This window comes from Spirillospora albida, assembly GCF_000718255.1.
GTDB lineage: Bacteria > Actinomycetota > Actinomycetes > Streptosporangiales > Streptosporangiaceae > Spirillospora > Spirillospora albida.
Genome location: NZ_JOFJ01000005.1, coordinates 360,266 through 376,756 on the forward strand (window position 1 = coordinate 360,266; position 16,491 = coordinate 376,756).

At 72.3% G+C, this 16,491-nt stretch carries 17 protein-coding genes; 4 read left to right on the forward strand and 13 right to left on the reverse strand.

Features of this window, described 5'->3' with window-relative positions; all coding sequences use genetic code 11:
* Positions 1-24 precede the first annotated feature (24 nt).
* On the reverse strand, positions 25-1,467 hold the full coding sequence (locus IE99_RS0109660) for a form I ribulose bisphosphate carboxylase large subunit (protein WP_030166954.1): 1,443 nt from the start codon (positions 1,465-1,467) through the stop codon (positions 25-27).
* A 196-nt stretch (positions 1,468-1,663) separates the two neighbouring features.
* On the opposite strand from IE99_RS0109660, the gene IE99_RS0109665 reads away from it, so the two are divergent.
* Positions 1,664-2,596: a LysR substrate-binding domain-containing protein gene (locus IE99_RS0109665; RefSeq protein WP_037558952.1), complete on the forward strand. Its 933-nt coding sequence runs from the start codon at positions 1,664-1,666 to the stop codon at positions 2,594-2,596.
* On the opposite strand, the gene IE99_RS0109670 is transcribed toward IE99_RS0109665, so the two are convergent.
* Both IE99_RS0109670 and IE99_RS0109675 read right to left on the reverse strand, forming a co-directional pair.
* The gene (locus tag IE99_RS0109670) at positions 2,559-2,747 is read right to left on the reverse strand and encodes a hypothetical protein (protein ID WP_030166960.1); all 189 of its coding nucleotides are present in this window, start codon (positions 2,745-2,747) and stop codon (positions 2,559-2,561) included. The two genes, IE99_RS0109665 and IE99_RS0109670, sit on opposite strands and share 38 nt — an antisense overlap.
* 133 nt (positions 2,748-2,880) lie before the next feature.
* Positions 2,881-4,179: an RNA-guided endonuclease InsQ/TnpB family protein gene (locus IE99_RS0109675; protein WP_425423813.1), complete on the reverse strand. Its 1,299-nt coding sequence runs from the start codon at positions 4,177-4,179 to the stop codon at positions 2,881-2,883.
* 164 nt (positions 4,180-4,343) lie between these two features.
* Between IE99_RS0109675 and IE99_RS0109680 the strand changes: the two genes are divergently transcribed.
* Positions 4,344-5,549, forward strand: coding sequence for a saccharopine dehydrogenase family protein (locus IE99_RS0109680; RefSeq protein WP_030166966.1), 1,206 nt, complete (start codon positions 4,344-4,346; stop codon positions 5,547-5,549).
* A 52-nt stretch (positions 5,550-5,601) separates the two neighbouring features.
* On the opposite strand, the gene IE99_RS0109685 is transcribed toward IE99_RS0109680, so the two are convergent.
* Together IE99_RS0109685 and IE99_RS0109690 are read right to left on the reverse strand one after the other, a co-directional pair.
* Positions 5,602-6,834, reverse strand: a complete 1,233-nt coding sequence (locus IE99_RS0109685) for a GAF domain-containing sensor histidine kinase (RefSeq protein ID WP_245623133.1) — start codon at positions 6,832-6,834, stop codon at positions 5,602-5,604.
* Positions 6,831-7,487, reverse strand: a complete 657-nt coding sequence (locus IE99_RS0109690) for a response regulator (RefSeq protein ID WP_030166973.1) — start codon at positions 7,485-7,487, stop codon at positions 6,831-6,833. Before IE99_RS0109690 ends, IE99_RS0109685 begins: the two co-directional genes overlap by 4 nt.
* Before the next feature lie 216 nt (positions 7,488-7,703).
* Between IE99_RS0109690 and IE99_RS0109695 the strand changes: the two genes are divergently transcribed.
* Complete coding sequence (locus tag IE99_RS0109695; protein WP_245623147.1) at positions 7,704-8,621, forward strand: phosphoribulokinase; 918 nt, start codon at positions 7,704-7,706, stop codon at positions 8,619-8,621.
* 127 nt (positions 8,622-8,748) lie between these two features.
* On the opposite strand, the gene IE99_RS0109700 is transcribed toward IE99_RS0109695, so the two are convergent.
* The 6 genes from IE99_RS0109700 to IE99_RS0109725 all read right to left on the reverse strand — a co-directional run bounded on the left by IE99_RS0109700 (position 8,749) and on the right by IE99_RS0109725 (position 12,094).
* Complete coding sequence (locus IE99_RS0109700; protein ID WP_030166979.1) at positions 8,749-9,813, reverse strand: potassium channel family protein; 1,065 nt, start codon at positions 9,811-9,813, stop codon at positions 8,749-8,751.
* Positions 9,814-9,866: 53 nt separating this feature from the next.
* Positions 9,867-10,235 carry a hypothetical protein gene (locus tag IE99_RS0109705; protein ID WP_051712322.1) on the reverse strand — a complete coding sequence of 123 codons (369 nt, stop codon included), beginning with the start codon at positions 10,233-10,235 and terminating at the stop codon, positions 9,867-9,869.
* Between the two features lie 71 nt (positions 10,236-10,306).
* Positions 10,307-10,762 (reverse strand): peroxiredoxin, encoded by a 456-nt coding sequence (locus tag IE99_RS0109710; protein ID WP_030166985.1) that lies wholly within the window; start codon positions 10,760-10,762, stop codon positions 10,307-10,309.
* Positions 10,763-10,802: 40 nt separating this feature from the next.
* Positions 10,803-11,231 (reverse strand): DUF3052 domain-containing protein, encoded by a 429-nt coding sequence (locus IE99_RS0109715; protein ID WP_030166988.1) that lies wholly within the window; start codon positions 11,229-11,231, stop codon positions 10,803-10,805.
* A gap of 184 nt (positions 11,232-11,415) precedes the next feature.
* Positions 11,416-11,823: a secondary thiamine-phosphate synthase enzyme YjbQ gene (locus IE99_RS0109720; RefSeq protein WP_030167001.1), complete on the reverse strand. Its 408-nt coding sequence runs from the start codon at positions 11,821-11,823 to the stop codon at positions 11,416-11,418.
* A 73-nt stretch (positions 11,824-11,896) separates the two neighbouring features.
* Positions 11,897-12,094, reverse strand: a complete 198-nt coding sequence (locus IE99_RS0109725; RefSeq protein WP_030167003.1) for a DUF1918 domain-containing protein — start codon at positions 12,092-12,094, stop codon at positions 11,897-11,899.
* A 231-nt stretch (positions 12,095-12,325) separates the two neighbouring features.
* Between IE99_RS0109725 and aceE the strand changes: the two genes are divergently transcribed.
* Positions 12,326-15,115: a pyruvate dehydrogenase (acetyl-transferring), homodimeric type gene (gene aceE, locus IE99_RS0109730; RefSeq protein ID WP_030167007.1), complete on the forward strand. Its 2,790-nt coding sequence runs from the start codon at positions 12,326-12,328 to the stop codon at positions 15,113-15,115.
* 164 nt (positions 15,116-15,279) lie between these two features.
* Here the strand turns inward: aceE and IE99_RS0109735 are convergent, their stop codons facing one another.
* Together IE99_RS0109735 and IE99_RS0109740 are read right to left on the reverse strand one after the other, a co-directional pair.
* Complete coding sequence (locus tag IE99_RS0109735) at positions 15,280-15,660, reverse strand: VOC family protein (protein WP_030167010.1); 381 nt, start codon at positions 15,658-15,660, stop codon at positions 15,280-15,282.
* A gap of 94 nt (positions 15,661-15,754) precedes the next feature.
* Positions 15,755-16,459, reverse strand: a complete 705-nt coding sequence (locus tag IE99_RS0109740) for a helix-turn-helix transcriptional regulator (RefSeq protein ID WP_051712323.1) — start codon at positions 16,457-16,459, stop codon at positions 15,755-15,757.
* Positions 16,460-16,491 lie beyond the last annotated feature (32 nt).

Here is a 16,491-nt window from a genome sequence, read left to right on the forward strand (position 1 = left end):
GCTCCGAGGTCGGGGGCGGGCCCGTCAGGGGGTCGGTGAGAACACGGGGGTCTCGACGACGTCGGGGGTGTCGGTGGACTCGTAGCTGAACGTCACGTCGCCCCAGGTGGAGAGCGCGACATCCAGCTCACGGCTGTGCTTGGCGGCGGAGCGGAGGATGTCGGGGCCCTCGGCGAGGAAGTCGCGGCCCTCGTTCCGCGCCTTGATCATCGCCTCGAGCGCGACGCGGTTGGCGGCGGCGCCCGCGGCGATGCCCATCGGGTGGCCGATCGTCCCGCCGCCGAACTGGAGGATGACGTCCTCGTCCAGGTAGTGGAGGAGCTGGTGCATCTGCCCGGCGTGGATGCCGCCGGACGCGACGGGCATCGTCCCGGGCAGCGACGCCCACTCCTGGTCGAAGTACAGGCCCTTCACGGGGTCCGCGGGGATGCGGTCGAGGCGGAGGGTGTCGTAGAAGCCGGCGACCGTGTTCGGGTCGCCCTCCAGCTTCCCGACGACCGTGCCGGCGTGGATGTGGTCCACGCCCGCCAGCCGCATCCACTTCGCGATGACGCGGAAGCTCACCCCGTGGCTCTTCTGCCGCGTGTACGTGGAGTGCCCCGCGCGGTGCAGGTGGAGCAGGACGCCGTTGCGCCGCGCCCATTTCGCCATGGACTGGATCGCCGTGTACCCGACGGTGAGGTCGATCATCACGATGACGCTGCCGAGCTCCTTGGCGAACTCGGCGCGCTCGTACATGTCCTCCATGGTCGCGGCGGTGACGTTGAGGTAGTGGCCCTTGATCTCACCGGACGCGGCCTGGGCGCGCTGGACGCCCTCCATGCAGTACAGGAACCGGTCGCGCCACCGCATGAACGGCTGCGAGTTGATGTTCTCGTCGTCCTTGGTGAAGTCGAGGCCGCCGCGCAGGGCCTCGTAGACGACGCGTCCGTAGTTGCGGGCCGACAGGCCGAGTTTCGGCTTGACCGTCGCGCCGAGCAGGGGGCGCCCGAACTTCCCGAGGTACTCGCGCTCCATCACGATGCCGTGCGCGGGCCCCTGGAACGTCTTCACGTAGTGGGCCGGGATCCGCATGTCCTCCAGGCGGAGCGCCCTGAGCGCCTTGAACCCGAAGACGTTCCCGATGATGGACGAGGTCAGGTTCGCGATCGAGCCCTCCTCGAACAGGTCGAGGTCGTAGGCGATGTACGCGATGAACTGGCCGTCCTGCCCGGGGACGGGCTCCACCCGGTAGCACTTGGCCTGGTAGTTCTCGTAGGACGTGAGCCGGTCCGTCCACACGACCGTCCAGGTGGCGGTGGACGACTCGCCCGCGACGGCGGCGCCCGCCTCCTCCGGGGGCACGCCCGGCTGGGGCGTGATGCGGAAGGCGGCGAGGACGTCGCTGTCCCTCGGCACGTAGTCCGGCCTCCAGTAGCCCATCTCCGCGTAGGGGATCACGCCCGCCGACCATCTGCCCGCGCTCATCGCCGCTCTCCTTCGGGTGCCGGATCGGGGCCGCGGCGCCCGTCCCGCGAAGGACGGCATGCCCCAGGGGAGGGCACGGGCGCCGCGTCCCGGCCACGTGAACCGTGGACGTTCCGAGGTTCGCCCGCCGATACTTGTGATGTCCATCAAGTGTTTTGCGGTGATCCTCAAGCGATCGGTTGAACCTGGAGGTCGGGTGACGGAGGCGCGGCTGCGGACGTTCGTGGCGCTCGCCGAGGCCGGCTCGGTGCGGGCGGCGGCGCGGAGCCTGTACGTGACGGAGTCGGCGGTGTCGGCGGCGGTCGCGGCGCTGACCCGGGAACTCGGTGTTCCGCTCGTCCGGCGGGAGGGGCGCGGGGTGCGGCTGACCCCGGCCGGGACGGTCTACGCCGGGTACGCGCGGCAGGTGCTCGGCCTCCTGGAGGAGGGCCGGGCGGCGGCGCGGGGGGCGGCCGACCCGGCCCGGGGGCCGCTGCGGCTCGCGGCGGTGACGACGGCCGCCGACCAGCTCCTGCCCGGCCTGCTCGCCGCGTTCCGCGCGCGGTGGCCGGAGGTGGACCTGGCGCTGGAGGTGGGGCCGCGCCGCCGGGTGTGGAGCAGTCTGGCCGCGCACGAGGCCGACCTGGTACTGGCCGGGCGGCCCCCGGCGGGCGTCCCGGCGACCGTGCTGGCGCGGCGCCCGAACGACCTCGTCGTGGTGGGCGCGCCGGACGTCGCCGCCCGGTTCGCGCTCGCGGACACGCCATGGGTGATGCGCGAGCCGGGGTCGGGGACGCGCGCGACCGCGGACGCCTACCTCGCGGAGCGGGAGGTGGCGCCGCCGCGCCTGGTGCTCGGGTCGAACGGCGCGGTCGTCGCGGGCGCGGCGGCGGGCCTCGGCGTCGCGCTGGTGTCCCGGGACGCGGTCGGCGCGGAACTGGACGCGGGGCACCTCGTCGTCGTGGACGCGCCCGGAATGCCGCTCGACCGGCCCTGGCACGCCGTCGCGGGACCGGCGCCGACCGCGACCACCCTGCTCTTCGTCCGGCACCTCCTGGAGGCGCCCGGCTGGACCCCCGCGACCGGAGCGCCCGGAGCGCGGGGCCGAGCGTTCAGGCCAGGCACCAGAGCGGGATCGACAGGAGCGTGAGGCCGACGGCCATCAGCGCGAGGCCCGCGGGCTGCCCGGAGTCGCCCGCCGACGGCACCGTCCGGCGCCGCCGCAGCACGGCGGAGAACCCCCACAGAAATGCCAGCGCGATGACGTCCATCACAATGGCGAGCCCGATCACGCCCGGCATCCCCCCTCGTCAAAAGCCCAGCGTAGAGCATGGATGCCGGTGCCCCGGCGCGGATTTTCGCGAGGAGCCCATCTGCGCCGGGCCCCTTTTCCAACTCGCCCCTTATTGCCGAATATGGGCATTCAATTCGCATTTATGAGGACAGAACACCGGGGCGGCGTCGCGCGCCCCGCCCCGGCGCGACAGAATCTGATTCGGCAACCGCGAAAGGGGCTTCCTTGACATCCTCCCCGTCTGGAAGGGCGGGGATTCCCTTGGTCGCCCTCGGGTGTTCCTGTTTCACAGCCGACCGCCCCGTCCGGGAGGAGTCCCGTTGAGGTCTTACACCGGCTCCGCAGGCCGTCACCGCCAGCCCGGCGGCCAGGATGTTGCGCGCCGCGTTCACGTCACGGTCGTGGACGACGCCGCACCGGCACCTCCACTTGCGGACGTTCAGCGGCATCTTCTCGGCGAGCGCACCGCAGGCCGAGCAGGTCTTGGACGAGGGGAACCAGCGGTCGACCACCACCAGGTCCCGCCCGTACCAGCCGGCCTTGTACTCCAGCATGGTCCGCAACTCGCGCCAGCCGGCGTCGCTGATGGCACGGGCCAGCGTGTGGTTCTTGACCATGTTGCGGACGGTCAGGTCCTCGATCACGAGCGTTTGGTTCTCACGCACGAGCCTCGTGGACAGTTTGTGCAGATAGTCCCGGCGCCGGTCGGCGATCCGGGCATGGATCCGCGCGACCTGGACGCGAGCCTTGGCCCGGTTCGCCGACCCCTTCTGCTTGCGGGCCAGGTTCCGCTGGGCGCGGGCGAGCCGGTCCCGGTCGGCGCGCTCGTGCCGCGGGTTGGTGACCTTCTCCCCGGTCGACAGGGTCACCAGGTGGTTCAGGCCGGCGTCGACACCTACCGCATTCCCGGACACCGGGAGAGGCGTAATGGTGTCCTGGCAGAGCAGGGACACCCACCAGCGGCCCGCCGCATCGCGCGACACCGTCACCGTGGACGGGACCTGTCCGACGGGGAGCGGCCGGGACCAGATGATGTGCAGCGGGTCGGTCATCTTAGCCAGGGTGAGCCGCCCGTCCCTAAACCGGAACGCCGACGCGGTGAACTCGGCCGACGCCCGCGACTTGTGCTTGGACTTGAACCGCGGATACCCGGCGCGCTTGTCGAAGAACACGGTGAACGCGCCCTGCAGATGCCGCAGCGCCTGCTGCAGCGGCACACAGGACACCTCGTTGAGGTAGGCCAGGTCCTCGGTCTTCTTCCACCCCGTCAGCATCGCCGAGGTGGCGTTGTAGTTGATCCGCTCCCGGCGCTGGAACCATGCCGTGGTGCGGGCCTCCAGGGCCAGGTTGTAGACCTTGCGCACACACCCGAACGTCCGGTTCAGCAGATCCGCCTGCTCCGGAGTCGGGTAGAAGCGGCACTTGAACGCCCGCTGCACACATCTGGTCACGGACGGCAAGCTAGCACACCTGTTCGAACCGGGTCCGCGTGTTCCGAATTTCCCCGCCGGCCCGGAGCGGCGTACCGACCGTCCTGGCCTGATCCGCAAGAACTCCGTTTCCTCCCCTGCCTGAAGGCAGGGGTATCCACGGAAGGAATCTGATGACCGACGCCACCGCCCACCACCCCCGCCCTTACGACATCGTGCTGTTCGGCGCGACCGGCTTCACCGGCGCGCTCACCGCCGAGTACCTGGCGGAGCACGCCGACCCCGGCACCCGATGGGCCCTCGCCGGGCGCAACCGGAAGAAGCTGGAGGCGGTCCGCGACCGGCTCGCCGAGATCGACCCGGCGTGCGCCGAGCTGCCGCTGCTGCACGCCGACACCACCGACACCGCCTCCATCGAGGAGATGGCGCGGTCCACGAGGGTCGTCATCACGACCGTCGGCCCGTACGCCGAGTACGGCGAACCGCTCGTCGCCGCGTGCGCGCGCTCAGGGACCGACTACGTCGACCTCACCGGCGAACCCCAGTTCGCCGACCGGATGTACGTGAAGTACCACGCCGAGGCCGTGCGCAGCGGCGCCCGGATCATCCACGCCTGCGGGTTCGACTCCATCCCGCACGACCTCGGCGTGTACTACACCGTCAAGCAGCTCCCCGAGGACGTCCCGCTCCACGTGGAGGGGTTCGTCCGGGTGAACGCGACGTTCTCCGGCGGCACCCTCCACTCGGCCGTCGGCGTCTTCTCGGACGCGTCGGGCGTGCTGCGCGCCGAGCGGGAGCGGCGCGCTCTGGTGGAGCGCCCGGCGGGCCGCCGCGTCAGGATCTCGCGCCGTCCCGTCCCGAAGGCCAAGGTCGGGGACGGCTGGACGCTGCCGATGCCGACCATCGACCCCGCCATCGTCACCCGCTCGGCCGCCGCGCTCGACCGGTACGGCCCCGACTTCACCTACGGCCACTACGTCGCCGTCAAGCGGTTCCCCGTCGCCGCCGCGATGGCGGCCGGGTCGGGCGCCGTGCTGGCCCTGGCCCAGCTGCCGCCGACGCGCGCGCTGCTGCTGCGGATCGCGACGCCGGGTGAGGGCCCCTCGCCGGAGCGCCGCGCCCGCCACTGGTTCAGCGTGAAGTTCGTCGGCGAGGGCGGCGGCGAGCGCGTCGTGACGGAGGTCAGGGGCGGCGACCCCGGCTACGACGAGACCGCGAAGATGCTCGCCGAGTCGGCGCTGTGCCTCGCGCACGACGACCTGCCGGAGACGTCCGGGCAGGTCACCACGGCCGCCGCGATGGGCGACGCGCTGCTGGCGCGGCTCGTCCGGGCCGGGCTGACCTTCCGGGTGATCGAGCAGGGCCCGACGAAGCGCTGACGCGGCGTCAGGTGCCCAGGGGGCTTGTGCTCAGGCGCCCAGGGGGCGTTTCTCAGGCGCCCAGGGGGCGACGGCCGGGCATCGGGATCACGGCCTCCACGGTCGTCCCGACGCCCGGCCGGCTCGTCACCGAGACCCGGCCGCCGAGCAGCTCCGCCCGCTCGGCCATGCCGCGCAACCCGTAGGACTCAGACCGCCCGCGGCGTTCGCTCCGCTCGCCTCGCCCGCTCCGCTCGCCCTGCCCGCCTCGCTCGCTCCGCTCGCCCTGCCCGCCTCGCTCGCTCCGCTCGCCGCGCACCCCCTGCGCGTACACGTCGCGCAGCGAGAAGCCCGTCCCGTCGTCGGTCACCTTGAGCCGGACGCGGTCGGACCCGTGCTCCAGCAGCAGGTCGACACAGCTCGCCGACGCGTGCCGCAGGCTGTTCCCGACGGCCTCCTGCGCGATGCGGTACAGCGCCGTCTGCACATGGTCGGGCAGTTCCTCCTCCAGCTCCCCCTCGATGGTCACGCTCACCTCGATGGCCCCGGCCGGGCCGTGGCCGTCCCCCGCCTCGCGGGCGAGGGTCGCGAGGGCCGCCGACAGGCCGAGGTCGTCGAGGACGGGCGGGCGCAGCCCGCCGATCGCGGCGCGCGTCTCGGCGGCGGCCAGCTCGCACAGCTCCCGCGCGATCATGATCTGCGCGAGGGCCTCCGGGTGGTGCTCGGGCAGCGCCCGCTCCGCCGCCGACAGGTGGAAGCCGAGGCTGGCGAGACGCTGCGCGATGCCGTCGTGGATCTCCCGGCTGAGCCGGGACCGCTCCGCCTCCTGCGCCTCGACCGCCCGCTCGGCGAACCACTCCGCCGCGTGCTCGCGCTCGCGGGCCGTCCGCAGCCGCCGGCACGAGCACAGGACGGGCGCGAACAGCCCGGCCAGCGAGGTGACGAGCGCGATGTCCGCGGCCGCGCACGGCCCCGCCGACCGGACGTCCAGGACGGCGATCGCGGTGCCGCCCGCCAGGACAGGGACGGCCGCGCCGCGCCCGTCGGCGTGCACCCGGACCCGGCCGTGGGCGGCGACCCAGCCGACGTCGCCCTCGCCCAGCGGGACGGGCGGCCCCGGCCACTCCAGCGCGCGCTCCTCCTCGTCCAGCACGTACACGTCGCAGAACGTCAGCGCCCGCGCGGACCGGACGACCAGTTCCGCGAGGTCCTCCGCCATGCGAGGCAGCTCCCGGTCGGAGCACGCGACCGCGACGACGCGCAGCAGCAGGTCCGTGCCGCGCCCGGCGAGCATCTCCAGCGTCACCGGAACAGGCCCTCGCGGAGCGCGACCGCGATCGCCGCCGACCGGTCGGTCACCTCCAGCTTGCGGTAGAGGGCGCGCAGATGGCTCTTGACGGTCTCCTCGCTCAGTACGAGCCGCGCCGCGATCGCCTTGTTCGACAGCCCTCCGACCAGCAGCGACAGCACCTCGCTCTCGCGCTGGGTGAGGCCCCGGTTCGCACCGGGCCAGAACTCGCCGCGGGTCAGCCGGGCAGCGGTCACCGCCATCCGCCCGGCCAGCGTGGGGTCGACGACGGTCTCGCCGCGGGCGACCTCCTCCAGCCGCCGGACGAGCTCCGGGCCGTCCACGCGCTTCAGCAGGTAGCCGCCCGCGCCGGCGCGCAGCGCCTCGAAGACGTACTGCTCGTCGTCGTAGACCGACAGGAACACCACGCGCGCCTCCGGTACGCGCCCGGTCAGCGACCGGCACAGGTCGAGCCCGCTCTCCGGGCCGAGCCGCACATCGAGCAGGACGACGTCCGGGCGCAGCGAGGTCACGAGCCGGGTGGCCTCGTCCCCCGTCCCCGCCTGGCCCACCACCCGCACGCGTCCCGCGAAACCGGCCAGCATCGCCTGCAGCCCGGCGAGGATCATCTCGTGGTCGTCCACCAGGACGACGCGTACGGGGGCGCTCATCCCGGCACGATAACAACCGGGGGCTACTGGCCAGTAGCCCCCGTGTGGCGGGGCATTCCGCTTCTCCCCCACCGACTCACCTGATTGGGGGACGCCCCCCGCCACCGGCCCCCGTACGCTTCATCACGAAAACGGAATTCCGCAGGACGGAGGAGCGAGGTGCCCCATCGGATCGTGCATATGCTCCGGGCGCGCGGGACCGGCCGCCGCCCCGTCATGCTCGCCATCGCCGGGGACAGCGCGGCGGGCAAGACCACACTGACCAGGGGGCTTGTGCAGTGTCTGGGGGCGGACCGCATGACCGCGGTCTGCGTGGACGACTACCACCGCTACGACCGCTCCGAACGGGCAGGCAGGCCGTTCACCGCGCTGCATCCCGACTGCAACCACATCGACATCATGGAGCAGCACCTCCAGCTCCTGTCGATGGGCGAGCCGATCCTCAAGCCGGTCTACGACCACGCGACGGGCGAGCTCGTCCGTCCCGAGCTGGTCGAACCGCGCGACTTCGTCATCGTGGAGGGCCTCCTGCCCCTCCACACGCGGCTCGCCCGCGCCTGCTTCGACATCACGGTCTACCTCGACCCGCCCGAGCCGCTGCGGCACGCCTGGAAGATCCGCCGCGACTGCGACAAGCGCGGCTACACCCCCGGCCAGGTGCGGGCCGAGCTGCACCGGCGCGAGCCCGAGAGCGCCGCCTACATCCGCCCGCAGCGCCGCTGGGCCGACATCGTCGTCCGGTTCGCCCCCGTCGCGGGCCGCATGGACCCGCCCGGCACCCCCCTGTCGGCCGAGCTGCTGCTGCGGCCGACGATCGACCACCCCGAGCTGAACGGCGTCCTGGACGGCACCGCCCCCGGCGACCGCGAGACGGCCATGCACCTGCGCCTGCACCGCGACACCGACGGCCGCCCCGTGGACGCCCTCCACGTCCACGGCTACGTCTCGCCGGAGGAGTCCCAGGTCGTGAAGAAGGCCATCTGGGAACGCCTCGGCCCCCGCGCCGGCGCCACCCTGCCCGACCCCGGAGCCCTCGGCCGCCTGGGCGACACCGCCACCAGCGACCCCCTGGCCATCACCCAGCTCCTCCTCCTGTACCACCTGCTGGACGCCGACCAGAGACAGGCGGCGTAGGGCTCCGCGAGCGTGCGGGGAGGCCCCGGGGCTTGGACCTGTGCCCCGGGCCGCACGCGGCGCGGCGGTCAGGAGGGCATCCCGGCGAAAGCCAGGATGCCCTCCTGACCACATCTCCGCGGAGAGGTCAGACGGTGAGGTCGTGCCAGGGGATCTCCGGGCGGTCCTGCGAGACGATCGCGAGGGACTGGCCGCCGCGGATCCGCTCGTCCGGTTCCGACGCCAGCCGGAAGCGGGCGTTCGGCCGGTGCGACTCGCCGACCGCGAGCAGGGTCCTGCCCTGCTTGAGCAGGTGGATCGCCAGGTCGAGGCGGGACCACTCCCCCGCGTCCGCCGGGACGTCCACGCGGAACAGCGTCGAGTCGGCGTCGAGGGTGCTCGCGAGATTGTGGTAGATCGACCCGACGCCCGGGTTGCGGATCGCGACCGCGACGACGGCGGGGTCGTCGATGTCGACCGGTTCGATGTCCGGGTCGACGAGGCCGAGCGCCTCGGTGATCTCGGCCCGGCGGCCGCCGTCGTTGACCCCGGCGAGCAGATGGACGGACGGCTCGCCGCTGCGCCGCAGGTACGCCACGACGTGCAGCATCACCCGGACGGTCTCGTCGTCGTTGCGGCCCACCACGAGCACTGTGCGGGCCGCCTCGAGGCAGGCCCGCTCGAACGCGGTGTCGTCGAACGCCACCACGTCGTAGAGCTTCGGGTCGGGGTTCTCGCCGGCCAGCTGGTCCGGCCAGAAGACCGTCACGACGGACGTCTTCTCGAACTTCGGGTCGGCGCGGAGCTGGCCGATGACGGCGCGCAGCCCGTCGCGCTCGTAGCCGACCACCACGAGGTGGCGGCGGTGGTGCAGGCGGGCCTGCCCGTTGGCCTTCATGGTCCTGCCCTTCGCCATCCAGAGCGTCAGTTCGGCGAACAGCACGAGGCCCGCAGTGACCCCCGACAGGATGACGAGCGCCCCGCCGACCCGGCCGCCCGGCGTCGCCGGGGACAGGTCGCCATAGCCGGTCGTGGTGCCGCTGACGAAGAAGTACCACAGGTACTCGTGCGGTTCCTTGATGTCGGCGCCGGGCTCCTCGAAGACCGCGATCAGCGCCCATCCGGTGATGAACGCGCCCACCAGGACGAGCGCGGGCACCCGCCAGGACCGCGACGTGATCCCGTGGAGGAGCTGCAGCAGGAGAACCGGCATGGCGCGCAGCGTCCCAGGGCGGGGACATCGGAGTCAAGAGCCGAAAGGCGAGGTCAGAGCCGGTCGGCGCGATCGGTTCGCGGTGAGGTCCGGGGGGTGCCGGGTCCGAGGACGCGGGAGAGCGCCGCCGCGACCTCCTCCGAGAGGCCGTGCGCGCCGGACGGCACCAGGCCGGCCGGCGACGGTTCGTCCCGGACGGCGTCGCGGGTGTGGCCGCAATCACGGCACTCGACCTCGCCCAGCCGGCACACCAGGGCCGGCGAGCCGCACACGGCGCAGCGGTCCAGGATGGCGGCCCAGTCGCCGCCGGCCTGGCAGCCGGGGCAGACGAGGACCTGGTGGTCGGCGCGGACCCCGCGCCGCCACGGGCTCGCGCCGCGCACGGGATCGGTCTGCCGCGCCCCGCAGCGGAAGCAGGGCATCACTCCTCCAGGGGTGCGGGGCCGGATCCGGCCACGGATGCGGGCCGCGCGACCGGGTCGGCCCGGGTCGCTCAGAGGGCGGCGAGCGCCTTGCGGTACTCGTCGAGATCGCGGGCGTCGGGAAGGGCGTTGCGGACCTTCCAGCGGACGACACCGCGCCGGTCGATGAGGAACGTGCCGCGCAGGGCGACGCCGCGCTCCTCGTCGAACACACCGTAGCGCCGCGCCGTCTTCCCGTGCGGCCAGAAGTCCGTGAGCAGCGGGAAGGGGAAACCCTCCTGGTCGGCCCACGCGCGCAGCGCGAACATGGAGTCGACCGAGACGGCGAGCACCACCACGTCGTCCCCGAGATCCGGCAGCGCGTCCCGGAGGGCGCGCAGCTCGCCGGTGCACACTCCGCTGAACGCCAGCGGATAGAACACGAGCACGGCGTTCTTCGCGCCGCGCAGATCCGACAGCCGCACCGGAGTGCCGTGCTGATCCCTCAGCTCGAAGTCGGGCGCCTCGTCGCCCACCTCGACCGCCATGAGTCTCCCGCCGTTCGCCCCCCGGACGGGTTCTCCGGGGCTACTTGCGGACCTTGGGCGCGACGAGCCGCGTCCCGGACCACTCCCTTGCGGCGCTGATGCTACTCGTCTGGGACAGGCCGGCGGTCTGCGCGGCCTCGCCGATGTCGCTGGGCTCCACGTGCCCGTCGCGGCCCGCCTTCGGCGTCAGCAGCCAGATGTTGCCGCCGCCGGTGAGCGGGACCATCGCGTCGGTGAGGCCCTCGAACAGGTCGCCGTCGTCCTCGCGCCACCACAGCAGCACGACGTCCACGACGTCCTCGTAGTCCTCGTCGGCGAGCTCGTTGCCGGTGATCTCTTCGACGGATCGGCGGAGTTCCTCGTCCACGTCGTCGTCGTAGCCGATCTCCTGCACCACCTGGCCCGCCTTCAGGCCGAGCCGTTCGGCCAGGCTGCGCTCAGACTGCGCCTGACCCGCGGTCGCGCTCACGAAATTCCTCCCATGGTCGGTCGTTCGGCATGCGCCTCGCTCGTTCTCGCGGGCACGTCGTTGCGGGACAGTCCACACAAGCAAGTGCCTCCAGCGCAAGTGTCTGCACGGCTTTTGGTGGGCCCATTGGCCCGAATACGGAGAAGAACGTCTCCGTACCTTCGCACACTGTGAGATGCCACGCTCACCCCCGCAGCACCGAGAGCCGGACCTCGCGGTCGTGGTTGTCGACGTTGAGGTCGACGAGCGCGATCGACTGCCAGGTCCCGAGCGCGAGCCGCCCGTCCAGGAACGGGACGGTCGCGTACGGCGGGACGAGCGCCGGCAGGACGTGTGACCGGCCGTGGCCACGCGAGCCGTGCGCGTGCCTCCAGCGGTCGTCGGCGGGCAGCAGCTCCCGCAGCGCGGCGAGCAGGTCGTCGTCGCTGCCGGAGCCGAGCTCGAGGATCGCGACGCCGGCGGTGGCGTGCGGCACGAACACGTGCAGCACGCCGTCACCGCAGGCGGACGCGGCGAACCGCGCGCACTCGGCGGTGACGTCGTGCACGGTCTCCTGTGGACCGGTGGTCACCCGGACCACGGTGCTCTGCATGATCACCGGTGTACCCCGGTACGGGCCCGCCTACCCCGGGACGGCGGTGCGCGGATCGCCGCGCCCGGACGGGCTAGCGCGACAGGCCCCCCGCGTGCTCGACGACGGCGTCCGGGCCCGGGTAGATCAGGGCCTCGTGGCCGTCGTCGAACCGGACCAGATAGGGCGGGTCGCCGTCCGGCCCCCGCACCTCGATGATCTCGCCCAGCCGATCCGCCTGTCCGACGACGGTGCCGTGGACGTGCAGGCGGTCTCCGATGTCCGCGTTCATCACTCCCCCAACCGGCGTGTTCGGCGCGTCCGGTACGAGCGCGTCTCATCCGCTCGGTACCCGCTCTGGCGGGAACAATGGTTACCGAGGGGTAGAGATGCGTTAGCCGCCACGAACGGCGACGATGGATCAACGAGGAGGACGGCCACCAGCCGTCCGCGGGACGGGACCGGCCCCCCGAGCGGCGGCCGCGGGTCCCGCCGGCACCACCGTGAGCGCAGAGGGGATCCCGTGGCTTCCGGACGTCAACGCTATTCGATCATCAGCGACGGCCTGCCGAGCCAGCTGCCCGACATCAACCCGGACGAGACCCGGGAGTGGCTGGAATCGCTGGACACGGTCATCAAGACCGAGGGCCGCGGCAGGGCGCGCTACGTGATGCTGAGGCTCCTGGAACGTGCCCGGGAGCTGCAGGTGGGGGTACCCGGCCTGCGCAGCACCGACTTCATCAACACGATCCCGCCCGAGCACGAGCCGTGGTTCCCGGGCGACGAGCACGTCGAGCGGCGCATCCGCGCGTACATCCGGTGGAACGCCGCGATCATGGTGTCGCGGGCGAACCGTCCCGAGCTCGGCGTCGGCGGGCACATCGCCTCCTACGCGTCCGCCGCGTCCCTGTACGAGGTGGGCTTCAACCACTTCTTCCGCGGCAAGGACCACGGCGAGTCGGGCGACCAGGTGTTCATCCAGGGGCACGCCGCTCCCGGCATCTACGCGCGCGCGTTCCTGGAGGGGCGCCTGCAGGAGACCCACCTGGACGGTTTCCGGCAGGAGCGGTCGCATCCCGGCGGCGGCCTGTCGTCGTACCCGCACCCGCGGCTCATGCCGGACTTCTGGGAATTCCCCACGGTGTCGATGGGCCTGACCGCGATCGACTCGGTGTACCAGGCGCGGTTCAACCGCTACCTCTACAACCGCAAGATCAAGGACACGTCCCGCTCGCACGTGTGGGCGTTCCTCGGCGACGGCGAGATGGGCGAGCCGGAGTCGCTCGGCGCGATCGGCCTGGCCGCCCGCGAGGAGCTCGACAACCTCACGTTCGTCGTCAACTGCAACCTCCAGCAGCTGGACGGCCCGGTCCGCGGCAACGGCAAGATCATCCAGGAGCTGGAGTCGTTCTTCCGCGGCGCCGGCTGGAACGTGATCAAGGTCATCTGGGGCCGCGACTGGGACCCGATCCTCGCCCAGGACGTCGACGGCGTCCTCGTCAACAAGATGAACACCACGCCGGACGGCCAGTTCCAGACGTTCACCGTCGAGTCCGGCGAGTACATCCGGGAGAAGTTCTTCGGGGACGACCCCCGGCTGCGCAAGATCGTCCAGCATCTGTCGGACGACGACCTGCGCAAGCTGTCGCGCGGCGGGCACGACTACCGCAAGGTGTACGCCGCGTTCAAGGCGGCCCGCGAGCACGTCGGCCAGCCGACCGTGATCCTCGCGCACACCATCAAGGGCTGGACGCTCGGCTCCGACTTCGAGGCCCGCAACGCCACCCACCAGATGAAGAAGCTCACCAAGGCCGAGCTGAAGGAGTTCCGGGACCGCCTCTACCTGGAGATCCCCGACTCGGCCCTGGAGGCGCCGCTGCCGCCCTACTACCACCCCGGCGAGGACTCCGACGAGATCCAGTACATGCGCGAGCGGCGGGCCGCGCTGGGCGGCGTGCTGCCGCGGCGCGTCGTGCGCGCCAAGCCGCTGAAGCTGCCCGGCGACCCGGTCTACTCCGAGCTGCGCAAGGGGTCCGGCAAGCAGAACATCGCGACGACGATGGCGTTCGTCCGGCTGCTCAAGGACCTGATCAAGGACGAGAACATCGGCGCCCGGTTCGTCCCCATCGCCCCGGACGAGTACCGGACGTTCGGCATGGACTCGCTGTTCCCCTCGTCCAAGATCTACTCGCCGCACGGGCAGACCTACGACGCCGTCGACCGCAAGCTCCTGCTCTCCTACAAGGAGTCGGAGCAGGGCCAGATGCTGCACGAGGGCATCAGCGAGGCCGGCTCGATGGGCTCCGTCATCGCCGCGGGCACCGCCTACGCGACGCACGGCGAGCACATGATCCCGGTCTACATCTTCTACTCGATGTTCGGGTTCCAGCGGACCGGCGACCAGATGTGGGCCTTCGGCGACCAGATGGGCCGCGGCTTCCTCCTCGGCGCCACCGCCGGACGCACCACGCTCACCGGCGAGGGCCTCCAGCACGCCGACGGGCACTCCCCGCTGCTCGCCGCGACCAACCCGGCCTGCGTCCACTACGACCCGACCTGGGCGTTCGAACTCGCCCACATCGTCAAGGACGCGCTGAACCGCATGTACGGCTCGTCCGAGGAGCACCCGGACGGTGAAAACGTCTTCTACTACCTCACCGTCTACAACGAGCCGTACCAGCACCCCGCCGAGCCGGAGGGCCTCGACGTCGACGCCCTCCTCAAGGGCCTCTACCGGTACCGGGCGGCGCCCGACGCCGTCGCCGCGAACGAGCAGGCGCCGCGCGCGCAGATCCTCGCGTCCGGCGTCGGCGGACGGTGGGCCCTGGAGGCGCAGCGCCTGCTCGCCGAGGACTGGGGCGTCGCCGCCGACGTGTGGTCGGCCACCTCGTGGAACGAACTCGCCCGCGAGGCGCGCGCCTGCGACGAATGGAACATGCTGAACCCCGACCAGGGGCAGCGCGTCCCGTACGTCACACAGGCGCTGGACGGCGCGCCGGGGCCCATCGTCGCGGTCTCCGACTACATGCGGGCCGTGCCGGACCAGATCGCCCCCTGGGTGCAGGGCGACTTCACCGCGCTCGGCACCGACGGGTTCGGCTTCTCCGACACCCGCGCGGCCGCCCGCCGCTTCTTCCACGTGGACGCGGCGTCGATCGTCCTCGCCGTCCTCACGCGGCTGGCGCGCCAGGGCGAGGTGAAGCCGGAGACCCTCAACCAGGCGATCGACCGCTACCGGCTCGACGCCGACGTCAGCGCCGTCTTCGCAGGCGGAGTCGGCAGCCGGGAGAGCAACACGGGCGGAGAGGCGTAGTCGCCCGGGAAGCCCGACCCCGGTCACGGGTGGTGCGGCCTGCGCGCCCTCCAGGGCACGCAGGCCGCACGACCCGCCGGACGACGGGACCGCGCGGACGGAGCAGGCGGCCGGCGCGCGCGGTGAGGACGCCCTCGACTGTGACGAGGGGTTCCAGGAGGCCGCTACCCCTGGGCCGGAGGAGGGGTGAAGACGCCGAAGCGGTTGCCCGACGGGTCGTCCAGGTAGGCGAAGCGGAGGCCGTTCTGGTTGCTCTGCGTCGGGACGGCGACCTTGCCGCCGAGCCGCTCGGTCTCGGCGCAGGCGGCGTCCACGTCCTCGACCAGCACGATGAAGATGGCGTGGTTGTCGGACGCGTCGGCGTTGTGCTGGATGCCGCCCACCGGCTCGGGCGAACCGGGGTAGTTGATGAGGTCGTAGCCGTCGACGTCCGGGTCGACGGAGATGTTCCAGCCGAACATCTCGCCGTAGAAGCGGCGGGCCTCGGCAGGCGCGTCGGTGCCGACCTGGAACCAGGCGACGGTGTTGAAGGCGGGGACGGTCATGGCGTTCCTCCTGCGGAGATGGTGTGCCGTTCGGGTACGGGAGCCAGCTTCCGGGAGGTCCGCGACAACCCTGTGTCGGTGTTTCCGGGGCTTTCTAGACGAATTCCAGCGGTCGCACGGCGTAGTCGCGGAGGCGGTCCCCGGGGTCGTCGACGACGCGTTCGGGGGCGTGCTCGTCGAGCAGCGCGGCACGGGCCACGCGGTCGATCCGGAAGATCCGCCGGGCCTCGCGCAGCCGGCACCAGCCCGCCAGGTACCAGCTCAGGTTCAGGGACGTGAACGCGATCGGCTCGACGTCGCGCTCGGTCTCCCGGCCCTCCCCGTCGACGTACCCGAGGCGGACGACGCGGCGCGCGGTCACCGCCTCCTCCAGGACGGCGGGCACCGAGGGCGGCGCCTGCGCGCCCAGCGGCGTCACGAACCGGATCCGGCCGGCGAGGCTGCGGGCGGACGCGCCGTCCGCCGCCGACATCGCCGCGACGATCTTCTGCAGCGCGGTGCGGGCGGCCCACGAGTACGGGGCGCCGTCGGCGCGGCCGAGCGCGACGGCGACCGCGACGGCCTCGGCGGGCGTGAAGTTCAGCGGCGGCAGCGTGCGGCTCTTGTCGAGCGTGTACCCGCCGCCCCGGCCGACGTCCGCGAAGATCGGGACGCCGCCCTGCTGGAGGGCGCCGATGTCGCGTTCGATGGTGCGGACGCTCACCTCGAACCGGGCCGCCAGCTCCCGGGCGCTCACCCGGCGCGGCGCACGGGCGCGCAGCTCCTCCACCAGTGCGTACAAGCGGTCGGTGCGGTTCACGCGCCGACCGTACGCCCCGCCTCCGACAGTCC